Source organism: Streptomyces sp. NPDC006365 (assembly GCF_042870755.1).
GTDB lineage: Bacteria > Actinomycetota > Actinomycetes > Streptomycetales > Streptomycetaceae > Streptomyces > Streptomyces xiangluensis.
In genome coordinates this window covers 1-21,273 of sequence record NZ_JBIAHS010000017.1, presented here as the reverse complement: position 1 = coordinate 21,273, position 21,273 = coordinate 1, and the positions used below count along the sequence as shown (strand labels likewise).

Annotated in this window: 19 protein-coding genes and 1 riboswitch; of the genes, 4 read left to right on the top strand and 15 right to left on the bottom strand. The window is 69.1% G+C overall.

Going from position 1 to position 21,273, the window contains the following annotated elements:
* The first annotated feature begins 100 nt into the window (after positions 1–100).
* Positions 101–1,984: a DUF2264 domain-containing protein gene (locus ACFYO0_RS34410; protein WP_388684030.1), complete on the top strand. Its 1,884-nt coding sequence runs from the start codon at positions 101–103 to the stop codon at positions 1,982–1,984.
* 40 nt (positions 1,985–2,024) lie between these two features.
* Here the strand turns inward: ACFYO0_RS34410 and ACFYO0_RS34405 are convergent, their stop codons facing one another.
* The 6 genes from ACFYO0_RS34405 to ACFYO0_RS34380 form a co-directional block, all read right to left on the bottom strand.
* On the bottom strand, positions 2,025–2,621 hold the full coding sequence (locus ACFYO0_RS34405) for a GAF domain-containing protein (RefSeq protein WP_388684028.1): 597 nt from the start codon (positions 2,619–2,621) through the stop codon (positions 2,025–2,027).
* On the bottom strand, positions 2,618–3,217 hold the full coding sequence (locus tag ACFYO0_RS34400; RefSeq protein WP_388684025.1) for an ATP/GTP-binding protein: 600 nt from the start codon (positions 3,215–3,217) through the stop codon (positions 2,618–2,620). Before ACFYO0_RS34400 ends, ACFYO0_RS34405 begins: the two co-directional genes overlap by 4 nt.
* On the bottom strand, positions 3,195–3,566 hold the full coding sequence (locus tag ACFYO0_RS34395; RefSeq protein WP_344396048.1) for a DUF742 domain-containing protein: 372 nt from the start codon (positions 3,564–3,566) through the stop codon (positions 3,195–3,197). Before ACFYO0_RS34395 ends, ACFYO0_RS34400 begins: the two co-directional genes overlap by 23 nt.
* Before the next feature lie 2 nt (positions 3,567–3,568).
* On the bottom strand, positions 3,569–4,003 hold the full coding sequence (locus ACFYO0_RS34390; RefSeq protein ID WP_344396047.1) for a roadblock/LC7 domain-containing protein: 435 nt from the start codon (positions 4,001–4,003) through the stop codon (positions 3,569–3,571).
* A 77-nt stretch (positions 4,004–4,080) separates the two neighbouring features.
* Positions 4,081–6,129: an ATP-binding protein gene (locus tag ACFYO0_RS34385; RefSeq protein WP_388684022.1), complete on the bottom strand. Its 2,049-nt coding sequence runs from the start codon at positions 6,127–6,129 to the stop codon at positions 4,081–4,083.
* 356 nt (positions 6,130–6,485) lie between these two features.
* The gene (locus tag ACFYO0_RS34380) at positions 6,486–7,688 is read right to left on the bottom strand and encodes an MBL fold metallo-hydrolase (RefSeq protein ID WP_388684020.1); all 1,203 of its coding nucleotides are present in this window, start codon (positions 7,686–7,688) and stop codon (positions 6,486–6,488) included.
* Between the two features lie 313 nt (positions 7,689–8,001).
* On the opposite strand from ACFYO0_RS34380, the gene ACFYO0_RS34375 reads away from it, so the two are divergent.
* Both ACFYO0_RS34375 and ACFYO0_RS34370 read left to right on the top strand, forming a co-directional pair.
* The gene (locus ACFYO0_RS34375) at positions 8,002–9,192 is read left to right on the top strand and encodes a Glu/Leu/Phe/Val dehydrogenase dimerization domain-containing protein (RefSeq protein WP_388684017.1); all 1,191 of its coding nucleotides are present in this window, start codon (positions 8,002–8,004) and stop codon (positions 9,190–9,192) included.
* 41 nt (positions 9,193–9,233) lie between these two features.
* A complete protein-coding gene (locus ACFYO0_RS34370; protein ID WP_388684014.1) occupies positions 9,234–9,851 on the top strand; it encodes a TetR/AcrR family transcriptional regulator in 618 nt (205 codons plus the stop codon).
* A gap of 346 nt (positions 9,852–10,197) precedes the next feature.
* Here the strand turns inward: ACFYO0_RS34370 and ACFYO0_RS34365 are convergent, their stop codons facing one another.
* The 4 genes from ACFYO0_RS34365 to ACFYO0_RS34350 form a co-directional block, all read right to left on the bottom strand.
* On the bottom strand, positions 10,198–10,983 hold the full coding sequence (locus tag ACFYO0_RS34365; RefSeq protein ID WP_388684447.1) for an SGNH/GDSL hydrolase family protein: 786 nt from the start codon (positions 10,981–10,983) through the stop codon (positions 10,198–10,200).
* 122 nt (positions 10,984–11,105) lie between these two features.
* Positions 11,106–11,837 (bottom strand): DUF6250 domain-containing protein, encoded by a 732-nt coding sequence (locus ACFYO0_RS34360; protein ID WP_388684012.1) that lies wholly within the window; start codon positions 11,835–11,837, stop codon positions 11,106–11,108.
* Positions 11,838–12,052: 215 nt separating this feature from the next.
* Complete coding sequence (locus tag ACFYO0_RS34355; RefSeq protein WP_388684010.1) at positions 12,053–12,961, bottom strand: peptidoglycan DD-metalloendopeptidase family protein; 909 nt, start codon at positions 12,959–12,961, stop codon at positions 12,053–12,055.
* Between the two features lie 4 nt (positions 12,962–12,965).
* Positions 12,966–13,127: riboswitch (cyclic di-AMP (ydaO/yuaA leader) on the bottom strand.
* Between the two features lie 301 nt (positions 13,128–13,428).
* The gene (locus ACFYO0_RS34350; protein WP_388684446.1) at positions 13,429–15,528 is read right to left on the bottom strand and encodes an alpha-galactosidase; all 2,100 of its coding nucleotides are present in this window, start codon (positions 15,526–15,528) and stop codon (positions 13,429–13,431) included.
* Between the two features lie 191 nt (positions 15,529–15,719).
* Here ACFYO0_RS34350 and ACFYO0_RS34345 point away from each other — a divergent pair, with 191 nt between their 5' ends.
* Positions 15,720–16,517 (top strand): tyrosine-protein phosphatase, encoded by a 798-nt coding sequence (locus ACFYO0_RS34345; protein WP_388684007.1) that lies wholly within the window; start codon positions 15,720–15,722, stop codon positions 16,515–16,517.
* A 39-nt stretch (positions 16,518–16,556) separates the two neighbouring features.
* Here the strand turns inward: ACFYO0_RS34345 and ACFYO0_RS34340 are convergent, their stop codons facing one another.
* The 5 genes from ACFYO0_RS34340 to ACFYO0_RS34320 form a co-directional block, all read right to left on the bottom strand.
* Complete coding sequence (locus tag ACFYO0_RS34340) at positions 16,557–16,682, bottom strand: DUF6126 family protein (RefSeq protein WP_388684004.1); 126 nt, start codon at positions 16,680–16,682, stop codon at positions 16,557–16,559.
* On the bottom strand, positions 16,679–17,305 hold the full coding sequence (locus ACFYO0_RS34335; RefSeq protein ID WP_388684001.1) for a helix-turn-helix domain-containing protein: 627 nt from the start codon (positions 17,303–17,305) through the stop codon (positions 16,679–16,681). The genes ACFYO0_RS34340 and ACFYO0_RS34335 overlap by 4 nt, the downstream gene beginning before the upstream one ends.
* An 86-nt stretch (positions 17,306–17,391) precedes the next feature.
* The gene (locus ACFYO0_RS34330) at positions 17,392–18,798 is read right to left on the bottom strand and encodes an aspartate aminotransferase family protein (protein ID WP_388683999.1); all 1,407 of its coding nucleotides are present in this window, start codon (positions 18,796–18,798) and stop codon (positions 17,392–17,394) included.
* A complete protein-coding gene (dxs, locus tag ACFYO0_RS34325; RefSeq protein ID WP_388683996.1) occupies positions 18,795–20,735 on the bottom strand; it encodes a 1-deoxy-D-xylulose-5-phosphate synthase in 1,941 nt (646 codons plus the stop codon). The genes ACFYO0_RS34330 and dxs overlap by 4 nt, the downstream gene beginning before the upstream one ends.
* Positions 20,736–20,763: 28 nt before the next feature.
* Positions 20,764–21,273: flavodoxin-dependent (E)-4-hydroxy-3-methylbut-2-enyl-diphosphate synthase (locus tag ACFYO0_RS34320; RefSeq protein ID WP_388683995.1), on the bottom strand; the 510-nt coding region annotated here is incomplete at its 5' end.

The following is a 21,273-nucleotide window of genomic DNA, read 5'->3' as shown; positions in this document are numbered from 1 at the left end:
AACGCCTCTGTCCGCTCAATTGATCTATCCGCGGCATCCAGCCGTATCCCTCCTCGGAACCCTCAAAACGACCGGCGACCCGAGGAGTCAGGACTCTTACATGCCCGCACCGCATCTGGCCCTGCCACCCACCGACCGCGTCCTGTCGCCGCTCACCGGCTGGACGCGGGCGCACTGGGAGGCGCTCGCCGACCGGCAGTTGGAGGCGCTGGTTCCCTATGCGACGCCGGGACTGGCGCAGTACCGGCTGCCCGGCAGAACTTCCTGGTCGGGTGTGGTGTCGGACGGGCTTGAAGGGTTCGCACGGTCATTTCTGCTGGCCTCTTTCCGGATCGGGGGAGCGCGCGGCGAGGTGGATCCCCGTCTCATAGAACGGTACGCGCGGGGTCTGACAACGGGCACGGACCGCGACAGCGGCGAAGCCTGGCCCGAACTCACCGACTGCTCCCAGCAGATGGCCGAGGCCGCACTGATCGCCGTCGGACTGCACGAGACCCGCCCCTGGATCTGGGACCGCCTGGACGGCGAGGTGCGGGAGCGGGTCGTCGACTGGCTGTGGGGGTTCGTGGGCCGTCGTACCTGGGACAACCACTGGCGGCTGTACCAGGTGGTGGCCGAGCAGTTCCTGGCCTCGGTCGGCGCACCGTACCGGCAGGACGACATCGACGCCGGGCTCGACCGTATCGAGGACTGGTATGTCGGCGACGGCTGGTACAGCGACGGCGAGGGGCGCGCCTTCGACTACTACAACGGCTGGGCCATGCACCTGTACCCGCTGCTGTGGTCGCGGATGACGGGCGGCGAGGGCGGCGGACGCGGCCGGGTCTACCGGGACCGGCTCGCCCAATTCCTCGCCGTCTACCCGCAGTTCTTCGGTGCCGACGGCGCACCGGTGCTCCAGGGGCGCTCCCTGACGTACCGTTTCGCCACCACGGCCCCGGTGTGGCTGGGCGCCCTCGCGGGCTGCACCCCCCTGGCGCCGGGGCTCACCCGCCGGCTCGCCTCCGGAGCGGTCAGTCACTTCGTGGAGCGCGGGGTGCCCGACGAGCGAGGACTGCTTCCGCTCGGCTGGTACGGCACGTTCCTGCCGATGACGCAGCCGTACTCGGGGCCCGCGTCACCGTACTGGGCGAGCAAAGGTTTCCTCGGGCTGCTGCTGCCCGCGGACCACCCGGTGTGGACGGAGCGTGAACTGCCGCTCCCCGTCGAGGAGTCGGACCAGTACACCGCGCTTGCGGCGCCGGGCTGGCTGCTGCACGGGACGAAGCACGACGGCATCGTCCGCCTGGTCAACCACGGCAGCGACCACAACTCCCCCGACCGGCCGCCCGAGGACGATCCGCACTACGCGAAGTTCGGGTACTCCTCGGCCACCGCTCCCGAGTCGGGCGCGCACGCCTGGGAGCGCACCATGGACGGACACATCGCGCTCCTCGCCCCGGACGGCACCGCCTCCCGTCGGCGCCTGATCCTTCCGCTGCACTGCTCCGGACGTACGGCGGCGTCCCGCTACCTGGCTCAACTGCCGGGCAGCGAAACCGAGTTCCCGATCGAGACGACGAGTGTGCTGCGCGGTCCGTGGGAGATCCGCGTACACCGGGTGCGGGCTCCGGCCGGTGTGGCGGTGCGGGAGGGCGGTTACGCGGTCGCCGCCGAGGCCCGGCCCACGGCGGAGCGGGGCTCGGGATGGGCGCTGGCGCGGACCACGGACGGGCTGACCAGTGTGGTCGTCGCGCTGCACGGCTGGGACGAGGACGCAGGCATCGCGCGCGAGGTGGAGACCAACGCCCTGGGCCCGCATTCGGCGACACCGTACGTGCGGTGTGCGGCCGGCCGTCCGGGAGGCAGCGGTGTGTATGTCACGCTGCTCGCGCTGACCCGGGACGCCGTACATCCCCAGGCGCTGCGGGAGTCGGTGTCCTGCGCGGTGGAGGAGCACGAAGTCCGGATCTCCTTCCCCGAAGGGGACACCGTTTCCGTATGAAGGCCCCTCCTACTGATGCCCCCCGAGGCCTGAACGCCCCTCAGAAACCACCGCTCTCCCGCAACTCGATCCGCTCGACGAGTTCCGCCGCCATCGCCTTGATGGTGTCCAGGCCGGCCCTCCCCCAGGGCCTCGGCTCGATGTCCTCGACGCACACCGTGCCGAGCACGATGCCCGTGCGGTCGATGAGCGGGGCGCCCAGATAGGAGCAGATCCCGATCTCGTCGACGACCGGATTCCCGGCGAACCGCGGATAGTCGCGGACGTCCTCCAGGGCCAGCGCCTTCCCCCGGACCACCACATGAGGGCAGAAGCCGTGGTCGCGGGCCATGTGGCGACCGAACCGGTACTCCGTACCGTCCGCGGCGACGATCACGGCAGGCCGCCCGCCCGAGCCCGCCCCCGTGCCGTCCGGAGTATGCAGCCCCGCGAAGAACTGCCCGTTCTCGTCGATGAAGTTGACCATCGCGTACGGCACCGCGGCGATCTCCGCGAGTCGGTCCGCGAAGGCGTCGAAGGCCGGCTCGGCCCGCTCCCCCAGACCGAGCCGGCGCAGCCGCCGCGTCCGGGCGGGGGCGTCCTTGTCCTCGGGGGTGAGCAGCAGCCGACCGGCCAGGCGCGGCGGGTCGTACCTCATGTGCGGGCTCCGTAACTGGGGGCGCGGGTGGGTGCGTGGGCGAGCAGATGGCGGACGAGGGTCAACAGGGTCTGCACCCCTGAGCTGGAGATCCGTGCGTCGCAGCGCACGATCGGGATCTCCGGGTCGAGGTCGATGGCCGCCCGCACTTCTTCCGGGTCATAGCGGTAGGCACCGTCGAACTCGTTGACGGCGACAATGAACCCCAGGCCGCGCTGCTCGAAGAAGTCGACGGCGGCAAAGCACTCCTCCAGGCGGCGGGTGTCGGCCAGGATGACCGCGCCGAGCGCGCCCTCGCAGAGCTCGTCCCACATGAACCAGAACCGTTCCTGTCCCGGCGTTCCGAACAAATACAGCACGTGTTCCGGATCGAGCGTGATACGCCCGAAGTCCATCGCGACGGTCGTCTCGACCTTGTTCTCGATGCCGTCGAGGTTGTCGGTCGAGGCGCTGACCGTGGTGAGCAACTCCTCCGTACTCAGCGGCGCGATCTCGCTCACCGCGCCGACAAAGGTGGTCTTGCCTACCCCGAACCCTCCCGCCACCAGGATCTTCAGTGCGGTGGGGAAGGGGTCAGAGCTGTCGTCGTAGTCCATCTAGCACTGCCTCCAGAAGAGACCTGTCAGTCGGGATGTGGTGGAAGGCGGGGGGCTTCGTCGTCAGCGCCCCGCAGTCGACGAGGTCGGCCAGCAGCACCTTGGTGACCGCCGCCGGCAGCTTCAGATGTGCGGCCACCTCGGCGACCGAGACGGGCACCCGGCACAGTTCGAGCGCCTGATTGTGCTCGGGGCCGAGGTAACCGAGAGGGGTGGCTCCGGTGGCCCGCATCTGCGACAGGAGATCGAGCGCGGTACTGGGCCGGGTCCGGCCGTTGCTGACCGTGTAGGGGCGTACGAGGCGTCCGGCCGCGTCATCGAGCCAGGGCCCGTCCCCGGCCGCGGTCACGCTCAAGGCCTCATCGCCGACGGCTCGACGGCGGACTGCCTGGGCGCGGTCATCAGATACGGGCGGACACTCTTGACCAGCATCGCCATCTCGTATCCGAGCACGGCCGCGTCGGCCTCACGTCCGGCGAGAACGGCGAGACAGGTGCCGGAGCCCGCGGTGGACACGAACAGCAGGGTGGAGTCGAGTTCGACCACGACCTGGCGTACGTCACCGCCGTCCCCGAAGCGGACGCCGGCGCTGCGTCCCAGGGAGTACAGCCCGGAGGCGAGGGCCGCCATGTGGTCGGCACTGTCGGGGTCGAGGCCATGGACGGACTTCACCAACCCGTCGCAGGAGAGCAGCACCGCGCTTCTGGTGTGCGGTACGCGCTGCACCAGGCCGCTCATCAGCCAGTCGAGATCGGATACATGGGCGGTCGGCACATCGCTCGCCATGGGGGATCGACTCCTTGAAGTACGTGCGTCTGTGGGAGCGGAGGTGTGAGTGGACGTGGAAGTGGGGGTGGCGTTGATCATCCGGCTGATGTGCTCCCGTCGTGCCGGGCAGTGAAGTCGGTAAAGTCGGTGAAGTCGGTGAAGTCATGAGAAGACGCGGGTGCCGGCTCACGCGCGACGTGCGCCTCGGGTGATTCGTGCGTGTCCCTGCGCGCCTCGTCCCGCTGCTGTGCCTCGGCGAGCCCGATGCCCCGCTGAAAGGCCGCCATCAGGCCGGGGTCGTGACCGACGAGGAACTCGGAATCCGGGCGGGGCAGGGGCCCGTCGCGCAGCTCGGGCACGATGTGCTCCTGGGCGCGCCGTCTGGGCAGTTGGGGCTTGCCCATGGTGCCGCGCACCGCGCCGCCCCGCGCCGTCGGCGAGGTGACCGCCTTCGCGACGTTCTCGATCACGACCCGCCGGTCGTCGGAGCGTATGCCGGGCAGTGCCTCCGCCGGATTGGGCCGCGACTCGGCGCCACGCACGGGAAGCGGCACCGAACGGCTGCCGTTCGCCACCGTCGCCCCGGCCGACGCGTCATCCCGCGACTGCTGCGACGCCGCGGCGCTATCGCCCGAGTGCCCGTGTGAAGTCATCTCCTGACGAGGGGTCTTTTCTTGACGCACCACTTCCTGACGCACCGTCGTTTCCTGACGCTGCGCATGCGATACGTCTACGGGGGCGCCCGGCACGACCCCCCGCACCGGAACGGGGACCTCCGCCCCACGAGCCGAAACGCCTTGAGGAGCCGCCGTCCCGTGCCCGGTCTCCACCTGGACCGAAGCACCGTGAACCGGAGTGCTGTACACCGGAACCCCATCGGCCGGCGTACCGGCTTCCGACACCGCCGTCCGCGGCCGCCCCGCCCCCGACTGCTCGGGTTCCGCGCCAAGGAGCGCCTGCGGCATGACGAGCACGGCCTGGATACCGCCGTAGATATTGGTCTGCAGCCGGACCGCGATGCCGTGCCGACGCGCGAGTTGCGAGACCACGAACAGCCCGATGCGTCCGTCCTGCAGCAGGCTCGCCACGTTCACCTGGTCCGGGTCGGCGAGCAGGGCGTTCATCTTGTGCTGTTCGGCCGACGGCATGCCGAGCCCGCGGTCCTCGACCTCGACGGCGAGTCCCGAGGTGACGAGGTTGGCGCGCAGCAGGACCTGCGTCTGCGGAGCCGAGAACACCGTGGCGTTCTCGACGAGTTCGGCCAGCAGATGGATCACGTCGGCGACGGCATGACCGCGCACGGTGCCTTCGACCGGAGGCACGAGTTTGACGCGCGAGTACTGCTCGACCTCGGCTGTGGCGGAGCGCAGCACCTCGGTCATGGAGACCGGGTTGCTCCACTGACGGCGGGAGACGGCGCCGCCGAGTACGGCGAGGTTCTCGGCGTGGCGGCGGATGCGGGTGGCGAGGTGGTCGACGTGGAAGAGGCCCTTGAGCAGGTCCGGGTCCTCGATCTCGTTCTCCAGCTCGTCCAGGATCGAGATCTCGCGCTGCACGAGGGACTGAAGCCGCCGGGCCAGATTGACGAAGACCTCGAGCTTTTGCTCGCTGCCCGCCTGGCTGGACAGCCGTGAGGCCTGGACGACCGCGTTGACGGCGCCGTCGTGGGCGCGCGCGAGGTCGTCGGCGAGCAGGTCGAACTCGTCGGCGTCCGGGGCGAGTTCGCGGCGCTTGCGACGCACCGGCGGCCCGTCGCCGCGTCGCAAGGCCTCCACCAGGCCCCGCACTTCGGCCTGGTCACGGGCGCTGGCGCCGCGCAGCGAACCGACCCGCTCGCGTACGGACCTGGCGGCGCGGTCGGCGGCCACGGCGGCGATCACGATGCCCGCGAGGGTGACCGCGACGGCTCCGCCGAGGACGATCCACAGGGTGAGGCTGGGCCTGGCCATGGTCGAGCGGACGGTGAACAGCACGGCGGCGCTGGCGCTGAGGGCCACCGCGATGGGTGGCAGGACCGCGAGACGCAGGAGCTGGGGCCGTATGTGGGTCTCGGGCAGCGAGGGGGCGGTACGGGCGACCGGTCGCCCGTGGCGCCCGCCCTCGCGGCGGTCAGCGCGTGCGGCCGGTGCGCGAAGGTGAGACATCGACGTCCTCGTACTGGATATGTCGGGGCCGTGGCGGCTCCGCGGATCTGCGAGTCGGGCATGCGCCATCGCGGTGCCGTGTTCGCGCACGCCGAAAGTCCGGCCCTGCGTCGCACGGCGGCCACTCACAGTAGTCGCCAGCGCATCACACTCGGTGGGCAGTTGACAAAGTCCGGCGGGTATCGTCCCGCTCTGGTATGAGCGTTCGTACGACAGACCGATAAGCCTCTCGCACGTGCGTTCCCGTGCGCGATCGGATCGATCAGACCTGGTCAGAACCGGTCAGCGAAAAAGAGTGAGGGCCGAGGAGCAGTGTGCCCCTCGGCCCTCGCCGAACGTCTTCGCTTACGTCCCGATCACCCGGCCGGGACCGTTTCCGGCTCTCCGGTGTCCTCCGCGGCGTCACCCGGCGTATTGACGACCGACTTCTCCAGGACGGGCCAGCCACCGGCCGGCGTGAGCGCCACGCCGCGCCACCAGGGCTCGGACGGCACGGTCTCGGCCGTGGGCTCGAAGGGCTCGCCGGGCCGGGGCAGCGCGATCCGCGCACCGGCCGCGTGGGCGGCGGTGATCGTCCCCTCGCCCGGCTCGGCCCACGGGTGCGTCGCCAGGTTGAAGGTCGCCCAGTGGATCGGCAGCATCACACCGCTGGGCTTCTCGCCCTGAAGGTCCAGGTGGGCGCGCATGCCCTCCTCGGGCGTCATGTGGATGTCGGGCCAGAACTCGGAGTAAGCACCGATCTGGATCATCGTGGCGTCGAAGGGACCGTGCTCGGCGCCGATGTCCTTGAATCCGGCGAAGTAACCGGTGTCACCGCTGTGATAGATCCGGTGCTCATCACCCGCGACGGCCCACGAGGCCCAAAGGGTGTGCTGGGTGTTGCGCAGACCGCGCCCGCAGAAGTGGCGGGCGGGCGTGGCGGTCAGGGAGATACCACCGACCTTCGCCGTCTCGTTCCAGTCCAGCTCCCGCAGCCGGTCCGCCGAGACGCCCCAGTGCTCCAGGTGGGCGCCGACGCCGAGGGGCACCGCGAACACCGTGTCCGTGTCGGCCAGGGCCTTGATGGTGGGCAGGTCGAGGTGGTCGTAGTGATCGTGCGAGATGACGACCACGTCGACCGGGCCGAGCGCCGCCAGCGGCAGGGGCACGGGGTGCAGCCGCTTGGGCCCGGCGAAGGCGAACGGGGAGCAGCGCTCGCCCCAGACGGGGTCGAAGAGCACCCGGTGGCCGTCGATCTCGGCGAGCACGCTGGAGTGGCCCATCCACGTCAGGCGCAGTCCGTGGGCCGGGGGCCTGGCGAGGTCGGCGAGGGTCGTGGCGTGCACCGGCACCGTCCCCGCCGGGGCGCGGCGAACCCGCTCTTCCTTGCGGAAGAAGGCCTGCGCGACCTCGCGCATGGCACCGTCGGGCCGGGGGGCACCCTCCGGATTCCGGAAGACGCCGTCCGCGAAGTTCGGCGATCTGCGGATGCGCTCCATGCGCTCACCGCTCGGATCCGCGCCGAAGGCGGCGGGCCGCAGAGCACGGAGCCCGGAGCTCAGGGGACGGAAACCGGTCACGGCACCTCCAGGTGGAGTCGGTCTGACATTCCATTATGGTCGCCGCCTCTGACAGCGCCGGGTCGGGCGTATGACAGGGCGGTGTCCGCGCCGGGCGCGGCGGAATCCGCCACATATGACGTCGGCCCGTACTGAAGATCCATTCAGCACGTTGACAGAGCCGTTCAACCCTTTCGATACTGACTGGTTATTCAGCAACGACAGGCCCCGACCGGCACCGGGCCCACTCTGGGCACCCGGTCCCACGCTGCTCAAACGCTCCGACTCCGCTGCCTGTTCCCGGCTCCCGATCCCCGTTCCCGAGGAGACCCCCATGACCGCACCGGACAGCAGTCCCTTGATGACGCTTACTTGGACCGACCACGTCACCGGCCGCCAGGGGCACCTGGTCGTGGACCGGCTGGTGCGCGGAGTCTCCAGCGGCGGGCTGCGGATGCGGGCGGGCTGCACGCTGGACGAGGTCGCCGGCCTCGCGCGTGGCATGACCATGAAGGAGGCACTGCACTACAACCCCGACAGCCGCTACATCCCGCTGGGCGGCGCGAAGGGCGGCATCGACTGCGATCCTCAGGACCCCGAGGCATACGGGGTGCTCGTGCGCTATCTGCGCGCCATGCGCCCGTACATCGAGAGCTTCTGGACCACCGGCGAGGACCTCGGCCTCACCCAGGACCTCGTCGACCGGGCCGCGGCGCAGGCGGGGCTCGTGTCGTCGATTCAGGCCGTGTATCCACTGCTCGACGACGAGGCTGCGGCCCGACGTCGGCTGGCGGACGCGTTCGCGGTCGAGGTGGACGGCATCGGGCTCGACGAACTGGTCGGCGGCTGCGGAGTCGCCGAGTCGGTGTTCGCGGCCCTGGACAGGGCCGGGGTGGCGTACCCGGGGACGCGCGTCGCCGTGCAGGGCCTGGGCACCATGGGCGGGGCCACGGCCCGGTTCCTCAGGGGCGCGGGGCTCAGCGTCGTGGCCGTTGCCGATGTGAAGGGCACGATCGCCAATCCGGCGGGGCTCGACGTCGAGGCACTGCTCGCCGCCCGGGACACGTACGGCACCGTCGACCGCTCGGTGCTGCGCCCGGCCGACCTCGAACTGCCGGGCGACGCCTGGCTGTCCGCCGAGGCGGAGGTGCTGGTGCCGGCGGCGGTCTCGTACGCGATCGGCATCGCCAACCAGGCGCGGATCACGGCCCGTTGGATCGTGGAGGCCGCGAACATGCCCATTCTGCCCGAGGCGGAGGAACTGCTCGCTGCGCGCGGTGTCACCGTCCTGCCGGACGTTGTCGTCAACTCCGGGAGCAACGCCTGGTGGTGGTGGACCTTGTTCGGCGACATAGGGGCCGACGCGGAGGAGGCGTTCGCGTACACACGACGCTCCATGCGAGCCCTTGTCGACCAGATGCTCACCCGCGCGGAGGTCGATGGCACGACACCGCGGGCGGCCGCCCACGCGATCGTCGCGGACCGACTGCCGCTGATTTCCGAACGGTTCGGGTGGTATCGGTGACGCCGACTGCCTTGTCCGATCCCGTGTGTAGGGTTGCGGGCGTGGCCAGGGTTCGGTTGAGCGTTCAGGAGCGGCGGGAGGAGCTGCTGCGGGCCGCGGTTGAGCAGATCGAGGCACGGGGCGTCACGGCGGTTCGGATTGCCGACGTGGCCGCCGCGCTGGGGGTGAGCAACGCGCTGGTGCTGTATCACTTCTCGACGAAGGAGAAGCTGGTCGCCGCCGCGTTCACCTACGCGGCCGAGGGCGACCTGGCACATCTGCGCAAGCTCCTCGCTCGCCGCACCACGGCGCTGCGCCGACTGCGGGCAGCCGTCCGCTGGTACGCCCCGACTGGCCAGGCCAAGGGGTGGCGGCTGTGGATCGAGGGCTGGTCGGCGTCCCTGCGCGAGCCCGCGCTGCGGGACGTCGCGCGAGACCTCGACCGCCAGTGGAAGGCCGCGCTGACCGAGGTCATCACGGAGGGTGTGGCTGCCGGTGAGTTTCAGTGCCCTTCTCCCATGGATACGGCTCTGCGACTCACCGCGTTTCTGGACGGTCTGGCTGTCCAGATGACGGCGTATGAGGGCGCGGTGTCTCGAGCCCGCACGCAGCAGTGGGCGGATGAGGCTCTGGCACGCGAACTGCCTCCGGCGGTTGAGCAGGGGCGCCCACGGGGGTAGTGGGTTCGGTTCATGGGCGGGTACGGGTTGAGTGTGGCTGGTCGCGCCCCGCGGCGGAGCCGCTAATGGGCCGCGGGCCGGTGCGTCGTTTCGATTCAGGGGCGCGGGGCTGTGACATTGGCGGCTCCGCCGCGATGGGGGTCCCCCCGCTCATGGGGGTCCCCCCGCTCATGGGGGTCCCCCCGCTCGAGCGAAGTCGAGAGTGGGGGAGAAGTCGAGAGTGGGGGAGCGACAAGCCACGACGCACCCGCAGCCGCGACACGACGTGTGACCCCCACCCCTGGCGGGGGGCCTGGGGGCGCAGCCCCCAGCTTCGGGAAGGGGCGGGGCAGGGGAAAAGAACCCCTCAAACAGCGGACCGCATCCGCAACTTGATGTCATCCGGCGAAAGGCTCCCCTTGGCCACCACCCGATCCCCCGACGACTCCCCCCGAAGCCGCCGCCCAATCCACGGCACCAGGTACTCCCGGGCCCAGTGAATGTCGTCCCGCCGCACCTCAAGCGTGCCGCGCGGCGGCAACGGCGGCCACGGCTGCTCCGGATCCGCGGGCACCGACAGCCCAAGAACCTGCCCGGCACGGAGCGCAACCCGGGTGTGCCCCTCCGGCGAGAGATGCAGCCGATCACCATCCCAGGCCCGCCGATCCTGAATGGTCTTCAACGACCACAGGTCGAGCACAGGACACCCGTACCGATCCGCAATCGCCCGCACATGCCCGTTGTACGTAGCGATCTTGCCGCGCAAGTGCTTGAGCACAGGCACACCACGGGTGTCGAAGCCGGTCGTCACAAGCACCGTGCCGACAGCCGACGTGAGTTCGGCAACGGCACGCTCGAAGCGAGAAGCGACCTCGTCGGGATCGGTGCCCGGCCGAAGGATGTCGTTACCGCCCGCGGAAAAGGAAACCAGATCCGGCGCCAGCTCCTTCGCGCGCGAAAGCTGGTCCTCGACGATCTGGTCGAGCAGTTTCCCCCGGACGGCGAGGTTGGTGTAGCCGAAGTCGCCCTCAGGCCGCCGGTCGGCGAGCAGCACCGCGAACCGGTCGGCCCAGCCGACGAACGCCCCGTCGGGGCCGGGGTCGCCGACGCCCTCGGTGAAGCTGTCCCCCACCGCCACGTACGACCCGATCACTGATCTGCTGAGTTCATTCGAATCGTCTGCCACATCGACCCATGATTCACCTTTCGATGTGAGCTACGCGACCGTAGGAAAGGGTTGACGGACGGTGAGATAAGCCACGCGTAAAGTCCCGGTCAACTCGGAATACGCAGCTTCCACACCCGGAAGTCCGCGATCCGGAAATGGCTCCACACGGTCCGGAACGCGAAGTGCCCGCTCGTGTACGGCTCCGGGTCGGCGTAGTCGAAGACGAGCCGCCCGTTGTTCCACCACTGGACGGTCGAGCCGTGCGAGACGATCCGGACGCGGTGGGGGCGATTCGCCACGAGCAGGGGCTCGGTGTAGTCGTGGATCAGCGGCCGGACGCCGGCCTGGCCCACGTAACGGCGCAGCCGCGTGGTCGTGTTGTAGTTCGCGCCGTAGCCCGAGTAGTACGTCTTGAGGTAGTCGTACTCGTCGAGGGCGCCGCCGCGTTCGGTGGCGAAGAGGTCGTCCGGGGAACGGACGTCGACGGCGTTCCAGAAGTTGTTGAGGTCCGACACCCGGTCGTTGACACCGCCCGCGGAGACCGGTGTGGCCGTGTACTCGATGACGTACGGTCCCACGAACTTCCGCTTGAACCAGACCGTGGCGCCGCCCGGCACATCGATCTCCATGACCCCACGGGAGGCGGTGACACTGCCACCGTCCTGCAACTCCGTTACCCACTGCCCAAGTCCGTGCCGGAAGCCGTCACGAGCGATGAGCCGTCCTCGGCGGAGGCGCGCCGACGCACCCGCGGCGTGCGCGCTCGCAGTGCGCGCAGGGCCGAGACCCGCGAGGGCGGCACCGGCGGCCAGGGCTCCGAAGGCTCTACGGGTCGTCATGAAGCGTCTCCTTGGCTGGCGTACGACGGTCGTGCTGATCCGAGGCCTGTGCTGATCCGACAGACAGGCAGAAAGCGCTTACCCGGAGATCTTGACCGTCAGCCCCCATCCCTGTCGACCCCGGAACAAGCCGAAGGCCGGACCCGGGGGATCAGGGGTCCGGCCTTCGACGCGAGAGGGAGACGCGCTCCGCTCGCGGCACTGCGCTGGTGACGTCAGACGGAGACGCCGTTCGAGCGCAGGAACGCCAGCGGGTCCACGTCCGAGCCGTAGTCCGGCGTGGTGCGGATCTCGAAGTGCAGATGCGGACCGGTGACGTTGCCGGTCGCACCGGAGAGGCCGACCTGCTGACCCGCGGTCACAGACTGCCCCTGCGAGACAGAAAGGGATGAAAGGTGAGCGTACTGGGCATAGTGGCCGTCGCTGAGCTTGATGACGACCTGGTTGCCGTATGCGCCGCCCCAGCCGGCGGAGACGACCGTGCCCGCACCCACGGCCTTGAGTGAAGTGCCGGTCGCGGCGGCGAAGTCGACACCGGTGTGGTAACCGCTGGACCACATGCCGCCCGACATTCTGTACGGGGTGCTGACGGTCGCGCCCTCGACCGGCATGGTGAAGCCGCTCGAACTGCTGGGCGCCTCGGCCGCCTTGGCGGGCGTAGCCTTCTTCGCGGACGCCTGGGGGGCCTTGGCCGCCTTGGGAGCCTTGGCCTCGTTGGCACCCGAAGGCGCGGCGGCCTTCTTGCCGATCGTCAGCTTCTGGCCCGGGTGAATGAGCCCCGGGTCACTTCCGACCACCTGGCGGTTGTCCCGGTAGAGCTTTTTCCAGCCACCGCTGACATTCTGTTCGCCGGCGATCTTCGAGAGAGAATCGCCCGCCTTCACTTCGTACGTCCTGGTCGCGGCCTTCTTCTCCGCGGCGACCGGAACGGACTCAACAGCCTTCTGGGAAACGGATTCGGCCTTATTGGAAACAGACGCGGGCGCACTCTGCGGAGTAGCGGCCTGTGCGCCGGCCGCTCCCAGCAAAGGCAGTGCGAGAGCGGCGCCACCGGTCGAGGCAACGGCGATCGAGCGGGTGAAACGCGCGGACTTCGGGCGGCGGTGCTTACCCTTCGCGGGCATGGCGAATTCCTCTCCGGCGCCTACGAGGTGAGCTGTCGGGTGCGAGCTGGAGATGCCCGGCCACACTTTCGCGCGGCTTTACCCCAAGCCTGTTCCGGAGACCGGAACAGGCGTTGTACCTGTGGGTCCCCCGCTCCTGCCGTGTACGGATCGGTGTGCGGATTACGGGCGGCGGCAGGATTAGGCGTCCGCCCGGATTGGTGGCGAACGTAAGCGACTAAGACGCACAGGGACAAGCTTTGGGTTCCCTATGTGCCCCATTCTCTTGATCCTTGACCGAAATCGCCGTCACCCTCCGTGAATCACCGATCTCCCGCCTTCCCGAAATCCCCTGTAAACACGCCTGAATTACGTGAGCATGGCGACAGCGGAACGTCACGAATATGACGCTGCTCACGCACCACTGATTCAGGAGTCCCTATTGCAGAGCGAGTTGGAATGAAGGCACTCCAATGCGGACACAACTCTCAGATGCGACGCAGTCGGAAAACTGCCGCATCAAGGTCGCCGCGCAAGCCGGTCCGCAGTCCGTGATGCAACAACACCGCACCTCTGTGCAATTCGCCCGTTTCGAGGCATTCGTACGTCGCCGCCGGGTCGAGTCCCCGCAGTCGTACGGGCGCCACGGGCTCCCCGTAATGCTGAGCCTGGAGCCAGGCAAGCACGACGGCCTGGTCCTCATGGACGTACTGCACGGCGCTCAGCCCGCCCTGCGGCGCCCGTAGCCGGTAGAGGTCGCCACGCTGCACGAGGGGCCGGATCTCCTTGTAGAGCGCCACCCAGTCCCGCGCCTCGGCGAGTTCCTCGTCACTCCACTCGGTCAGGTCGCCACCGACCCCGAGCACTCCGGCCATGGAGCTCACAAAGCGGAAGCGCAGCGAACTCACGCGTCCGTTGAGCTGATTGTTCGGGCTGTCGGTGACCCAGGCGGCCATGGCCCGCGCCGGGTGGATCTGGCTGAAGCCGTGCTGGATGGCGAGCCGGTCGAGCGGATCGGTGTTGTCCGAGGTCCACACCTGGTCCGTACGCGCCATGACACCGAGGTCGATCCGGCCGCCACCGCCGGAGCAGGACTCGAAGGCGACACCGGGGTGCGCGGTCCGCAGCCGGTCCAACAGACCGTACAGAGCGTGCACATGGTCGACCCAAAGCCGCTGCGGATACGCCTCGCCGGGCCAGCCGGCGTCCGTGAAACAGCGGTTGAAGTCCCACTTCACATAGTCGATCGGGGCACTGGAGAGCAGCCCGTGAAGCTGCTCCCACAGATACTCCTGGACGTCTTCGCGCGCTAGGTTCAGTACGAGCTGATTACGGAACTCTGTCTGATTTCGTCCTGATTGATACTGAATCCAGTCGGGATGCTCCCGATACAACTCGCTGTCCGCATTGACCATTTCCGGCTCGACCCAGATCCCGAACTGCATGCCGAGGGCGTGCACGTCGTCCGCCAGCGGCTTGAGCCCGGCCGGGAAGCGGTCGGGGTTGGGCGTCCAGTCCCCGAGCCCGGCCCGGTCGCTGGTCCGCTTCCCGAACCAGCCGTCGTCGACCACGAAGAGTTCCACGCCCATCGCCGCGGCCCGCCGGGCGAGCGCGCGCTGCTGCTCCTCGGAGATGTCGAACTCCGTGGCCTCCCAGGAGTTGTAGAGCACGGGCCGGTCCTGGTCCGCGTCCGGGATCACATACGTCCGCTGGTACGCGTGCCAGGCCCGGCTCGCCCCGCCGAAGCCGCCATCGCTCCACAGGCCCGCGAAAACCGGCGTGACAAAGCTCTCCCGCGGCTCCAGCCGCACCAGGCCGGAGTCGTCGTACCCGGCGCCGCCGGTGATCTGCACGCGCGCGTCCGGGAGTTGGGCCACGGCGATCCGCCATGAACCGGACCAGGCGAGCGCGCACCCGTACACCTCACCGTGCTCCTCGGTCGCCGCACCCTCGACGTCCAGCGCGACCCACGGCAGATGCTGGTGCCCGGTGTGCCCGCGCCGGCTGCCGATGACCTTCTCACCGTAGGTGAGGTCCGTTCGTACGAGCTGGGACTCGGCCGCCCAGCGCCCGTGCAGCTGCGACAGCCGCCAGCCCTCGCGCTCCGGCAGCGTCCAGGTCGCGGAGTCGGCGCGCAGGACCTCCAGGGTGGGCCCTTCGTTGGCGAGGGTCACCCAGCGCTCGACGACGTCGGAGGCAGGGCGCATCCGGTAGTGCAGCGTGATGCCGAGTCCGGAGTCGGAGAACCGCAGCCGCAGTTCGGCCCCGTCCGATTCATCGGATTCATCTACTTCGTACGTTTCGAAGCGCCACTCCGTGCCGCGCCGCTCGTCCGTACGCACGGACAGCGCCGGCCGTACGAAACGGGGGCCGCCCTCGACCGGGTACTCCTCGTGACCGTCGAGCGGGGACTCGAAGCCCCGGTACTCCGGTCCGGGACGGGCGGCCAGTGCCTCGGCGTCCGCGAGCGCGATGCGCGGACCCCAGTGCAGATGCAGCAGCTCGTCCTGGTCCGTGAGCCGCAGGGCATAACTGCTCGTGGGCCCCGAAAGCAGCCACGTACGACCGTCTTTGCCGATCTCCACCATCAAGTCCTCACAGATCCGAACAAGCTCGCTCAAGCACAACATCATCGCAGGCGCCCGCGCCTCGCCCGCACCGCCTGTGGACGACGCACCGGCAGCGCCTGTGGACAACTGATTGGCCCACGAATGCATGTCGTATCGTCGAGTGGCGCCCCGCCGACAACAGCGTCGGCCGCCGACTGGGAGGAGCCCCCGTGACGCAGCAGGTCCCGTCGACCGAGCCCGAGCTGACCGGAGTGCGCAACTTCCGTGATGTGGGCGGCCTGCCGACCGAGGACGGCCGACGCGTGGCGCCCGGACTGCTGTTCCGCAGCGGCCACCTCGCGCACGCGACCGAGGAGGACGCCGCGTTCCTCGCCTCGCTGAGCCTGCACACGATCTTCGACTTCCGCAACGAGGCGGACAAGAAGCTGGAAGGGCCGGACATCGAGCTGGCGGGCGTGCGGAATGTGAACCTGCCGCTGACGGATCCGGCACACGGCGCCGAGTTCTGGACAATGGTTCGCGACGGCGACCTGGACCAGCTGCGCATGATCCTCGCGGACGGCAAGGCGGCAAACCGGATGATCAGGTCCTACCGCTCGATCATCAAGGAGCGCACTCCCGAGCACTCGCGGGTGCTGCACGCGATGGCCGAGGACAGCGTGCCCGTGCTGATGCACTGCGCGGCGGGCAAGGACCGCGCGGGCCTTTCCGTAGCCATCACGCTCCTCGCCCTCGGCGTCGAGCGCGAGGCCATCGTGGCGGACTACCTGAAGTCGAACGCCCCCCACCGCCGCTACAAGGTGCGCCGCAGCGGCTCCGCGTCCTCGGCGTACTCCCCCGAGGTGATGGAACTGCTCAGCCCGCTCTTCGACGCACGCGCCGAGTACCTCGCGGCGGCGTTCGACACGATCGATGAGACCTGGGGCGGCGTCGACACCTACCTGGAAGAAGGCCTTCGCGTGACCTCGAAGACGCGGGAGCGGCTCCGGGAACGCTTCCTCGGCTGACCGCCCGACAAGCTGATCACGCGTCTGCCGGCCCGTTGCCTACGGGTTCTGCGCACCGAGCGTGAACAGCAGGTAGATGAAGGCCGCGAAGAGGTGCCCGACGGCCACGTAGATGATGAGCCGCACCCACAGAGCACGCGGGAACTTCTCTTCCATGTCCCTCATGAAGTCGCTCCGGGGGTCGTCGGGCCGAGGCACAGCGCGGCCGTGGGGCTCTGCAGCAGGGTGTGTACGAAGAGCAGTTCGGCACCGTCCCGGTCCGCGGCGGCGATCCGGTGCGGGGTCAGCGAGTCGAAGTGCGCGCTGTCTCCGGGCGCGAGCGCATGCGCGCTGTCTCCCAGCCGCAGACGCAGCCGTCCCTTGAGGACGTACAGCCACTCCTCGCCGGGGTGGACGCGCACGATGTCGCCCTGCGCTCCGTACGGGACGCGTACGCGCAGTGACTGCATGCCGCGCCCTGCCGCGCCGGCCTGCCAGTACGTCCAGCCGCCCGCCTGCGTGGGCTCCATGTCGGCGGCGCGGACGACCGCGTCCCGTTCGGGGACCGTCTCGCCGAGCAACTCCGAGACCGTCGTACCGTAGGTACGGGCGAGCGCGAGCAGCATCGGCAGCGAGGGCTGGCGCCGCCCGGTCTCCAGACGCGAGAGATGGGCGGGCGACAGTCCGACGGCGCGGGCCGCGGCCTCCAAGGTGAGTGAGGCGCGACGCCGCAGCTCACGCAGTTGCGGCGCGACGGCGGACAGCTCGGTGGACGGCTCTTCGGCCGCCCCCGGCTCGGTGGGGCTCATGCCTCCATTCAGCCGGAGCTTTGCCTCATCGGCAAATTTCTTGCCTAAAAGGCAAAGATTCCGAATGCACCGGAGGCGCGAAACCCCTACCTGTTGGCCACCGCCTGCTTCACGAGTGTCTTGCCGAAGTCCCACATCAGCCCGCCGCCGTTGTGTGCGTCGTCCATGACGTCGGTGAAGGCGTCCACGAAACGGTCCACGTCGCGCTCGCCGATGATCAGTGGCGGAATCAGCTTTATCACCTCCAGGTGATCGCCCGACACCTGCGTGAGGATCCGATGCCGCTGGAGCAGCGGTACGACCACCATCTGCGCGAACAGCCCCTTGCGTGCCGCCTGCAGCATGGTCCAACGGCTGCGCAGCTTCAGCGACTTGGGCCTGCCGAACTCGATGCCGATCATCAGCCCCCGGCCGCGTACCTCACCGAGCAGCTCATACTTGTCCACGAGTGCCGCGAGCCGGGACTTCAACTCCTCTCCCATGGCACGGGCGTTCGCGACGATCTCCTCGTTCTCCATCACGGAGAGCACGGCGAGGCCGGCCGCCATGGCCTGTGCGTTGGCGCCGAAGCTCGCGGAGTGCACGAGGACGCGGTCCATCGACGAATAGACCTTCTTGAAGATCCAGTCCCTGCCGAGGGTCGCGCCCACGGGCACATAGCCGCCGGACAGTGACTTCGCCACACACACCAGATCGGGCTCGACGCCGGTTTCATGCTGGTAGGCGTAGAAGTCCCCGGTCCGGCCGAGCCCCGTCTGCACCTCGTCCGCGATGAGCAGCGCCTTGTGCCGGTGCAGCAGGTCCTGGGCGGCGCGCAGATATCCGGGCGGCGACTCATGCACGCCCTTGCCCTGGATCGGCTCGACGATCAGCCCGGCGACGTCTCCCTTCCTCAACTCCCTTTCCAGTACGTCCAGATCGCCGAGCGGCACCGCGGTGTCGGGCAGCAGCGGTGCGAAGCCGTCGCGGAACCCGGACTCGCCGTTCACGGACAGCGAGCCGGTGGTCAGCCCGTGGAACGCGTGCGGGCAGTAGAGAACGCGCGGTTTCCCGGTCGCGTACCGGGCGAACTTCAACGCCGTCTCGACCGCTTCCGTACCGCTGTTGCCGAAGAACACCCGGTCCAAGTGCGGGCTGTGGGTGAGGAGTTGCTCGGCCAGTAGGCCGGGGAGCGGCTGACAGTCGAAGCGGGTGAGGTCGGCGAGCGAGGCGTCGAGGACGTCGTGCAGTGCCTTACGGACGACGGGGTGATGACGTCCCAGGCCCATCACCCCGAACCCGGCGAGCATGTCCAGGTAGTCGTTGCCCTCCGCGTCCCAGAAGTACGCGCCCTCGGCCCGCTCGTAGTACTTGTCGAAGCCGATGGTGTGCAGCATGCGCGGCAGCTGGTGGTTGAGGTGCCGGGCGTGCAGTTCGTAGCGTTCGGCCGCACGCCCGGCGAGCAGTTTGCCGAGGTCGAAGTCCCCGGACTGCGAAGAGGTTTCCGCCGTCATCCCTGTTTCTCCTTGGACACGTGCACCTTGACGGCGGCGAGTTCGGCCGCCGTGCCGACCGGGCTCGCCTCCTGGGTCGCCAGACCCGCGCTGATCCGTCCCGCGATCTCGACGGGTGTGAGACCGATGTCGGCCAGCACCTCCCCGCGCTTGGCGTGCGCGAGGAACTGCTCCGGAATCCCGAACCGCCGTACAGGTACGTCGACTTCGGCGTCGCCCAGCGCGAGGGCGACTGCCGCGCCCACGCCGGCGGCCCGGCTGTTGTCCTCGACGACGGCGACCAGGCGGTGCTCGGCGGCGAGCGGGGGCAGCGCGGGATCGACGGGCTTGACCCAACGCGGGTCGACGACCGTGCAGTCGACACCCCGCGCCTCCAACAGCTCGGCCGCCTGGAGGCACACCGGCGCCATCACACCGACAGCGACCAGGAGCACGTCGGGCCGGTCGCCCCGGTGCAGGACGTCCAGACCGCCCACCCGGTCGATCGCCTCGATCGACGGTCCCACCGACTCCTTGGGGAAGCGCAGCAGCGTCGGTGCGTCGTCCACAGCCACCGCCTCCCGCAGCTGGGCCCGCAGTTGGTCGGCGTCACGCGGCGCGGCGATCCTCAGCCCCGGCACGACCTGCAGGATGGACATGTCCCACATGCCGTTGTGCGACGGCCCGTCAACTCCTGTGACTCCGGCCCGGTCGAGCACGAAGGTCACTCCGCAGCGATGCAGCGCCACATCCATCAGCAGCTGGTCGAAGGCGCGGTTCAGGAAGGTCGCGTACACCGCGACGACCGGATGCAGTCCGCCCGTCGCGAGCCCGGCCGCGGACACCGTGGCGTGCTGCTCGGCGATGCCGACATCCCACACCCGGTCGGGGAACCGCTCCGCGAACTTCGCCAGGCCCACCGGATGCAGCATGGCCGCCGTGATCGCCACGACGTCCTCGCGCTCCTCCCCGATCCGTACGATCTCGTCGCCGAACACCGAGGTCCAGGCAGGTCCGTTGGAGGGCGACAGCGGCTCGCAGGTGAGTGGGTCCATCACGCCGACCGTGTGGAAGTGGTCCTCCTCGTGGGCCAGTGCGGGTTCGTAACCGCGCCCCTTCTCGGTGAGGCAGTGGATGAGGACGGGCCCGTGGAACCGCTTCGCGCGCCGCAGCGCCGACTCGACGGCCCCGACGTCATGCCCGTCGATGGGCCCCACGTACTTCAGTCCCAGGTCCTCGAACATGCCCTGTGGCGCGAACGCGTCCTTGAAACCCTTCTTCGCGCCGTGCAGCGATTCGTAGATCGTGTTCCCGATGACCGGGGTGTTCAGCAGTACGTCCTTGCCCCAGGCCAGCACCTTCTCGTAGCTGTCGGTGGTCCGCAACGTCGCGAGATGGTTGGCGAGGCCGCCTATGGTCGGCGAGTACGAGCGCTCGTTGTCGTTGACAACGATGATCAGCGGCCGGTCCTTGGCGGCGGCGATGTTGTTCAGCGCCTCCCACGCCATGCCGCCGGTGAGCGCACCGTCCCCGATGACCGCGACGACATGGCCCTTCTCCCCCTGCACCTGGCGGGCCTTGGCGAGTCCGTCGGCCCAGCCGAGCGCGGTGGACGCGTGGCTGTTCTCGATGATGTCGTGCTCGGACTCCTCGCGCGAGGGATAGCCGGAAAGACCGCCCTTGCCGCGCAGCTTGGAGAAGTCCTGACGTCCTGTCAGGAGTTTGTGTACGTAGCTCTGGTGACCGGTGTCCCACAGGATGCGGTCGACGGGCGACTCGAAGACCCGGTGGAGTGCGATGGAGAGTTCCACCACCCCCAGATTGGGCCCCAGATGACCGCCGGTCCTGGCGACCGCGTGCACCAGGAACTCCCGGATCTCGTCCGCCAGTTGATTGATCTCCGCCTCGGACAGCGCCTTCAGGTCGCGTGGTCCCCGGATGCTCTCCAGAATCGTCACGCTAGGGCCCCCTCTCGATCCGTGCTGTTCAACTCACGGTGACGGCCGGATCCCCCGACGCGACGCCGTCCTTCTGCATCTGTTCGGCGATCTTCATCGCCTCGTCGATCAGGGTCTCCACGATCTTCGACTCGGGCACCGTCTTGATGACCTCGCCCTTCACGAAGATCTGCCCCTTGCCGTTGCCGGAGGCGACACCCAGGTCCGCCTCCCTCGCCTCGCCCGGCCCGTTCACGACGCAGCCCATGACCGCGACGCGCAACGGGACCTCCATCCCCTCCAGACCGGCCGTGACCTCGTCGGCCAGCTTGTAGACGTCCACCTGGGCACGGCCACACGACGGACACGAGACGATCTCCAGGCGTCGCTCCCGCAGCCCCAGCGACTCCAGGATCTGGATGCCGACCTTGCACTCCTCCGCGGGCGGGGCGCTCAACGACACCCGGATGGTGTCGCCGATGCCCTCGGAGAGCAGCGCGCCGAAGGCGACCGCCGACTTGATGGTGCCCTGGAAGGCGGGGCCGGCCTCCGTCACGCC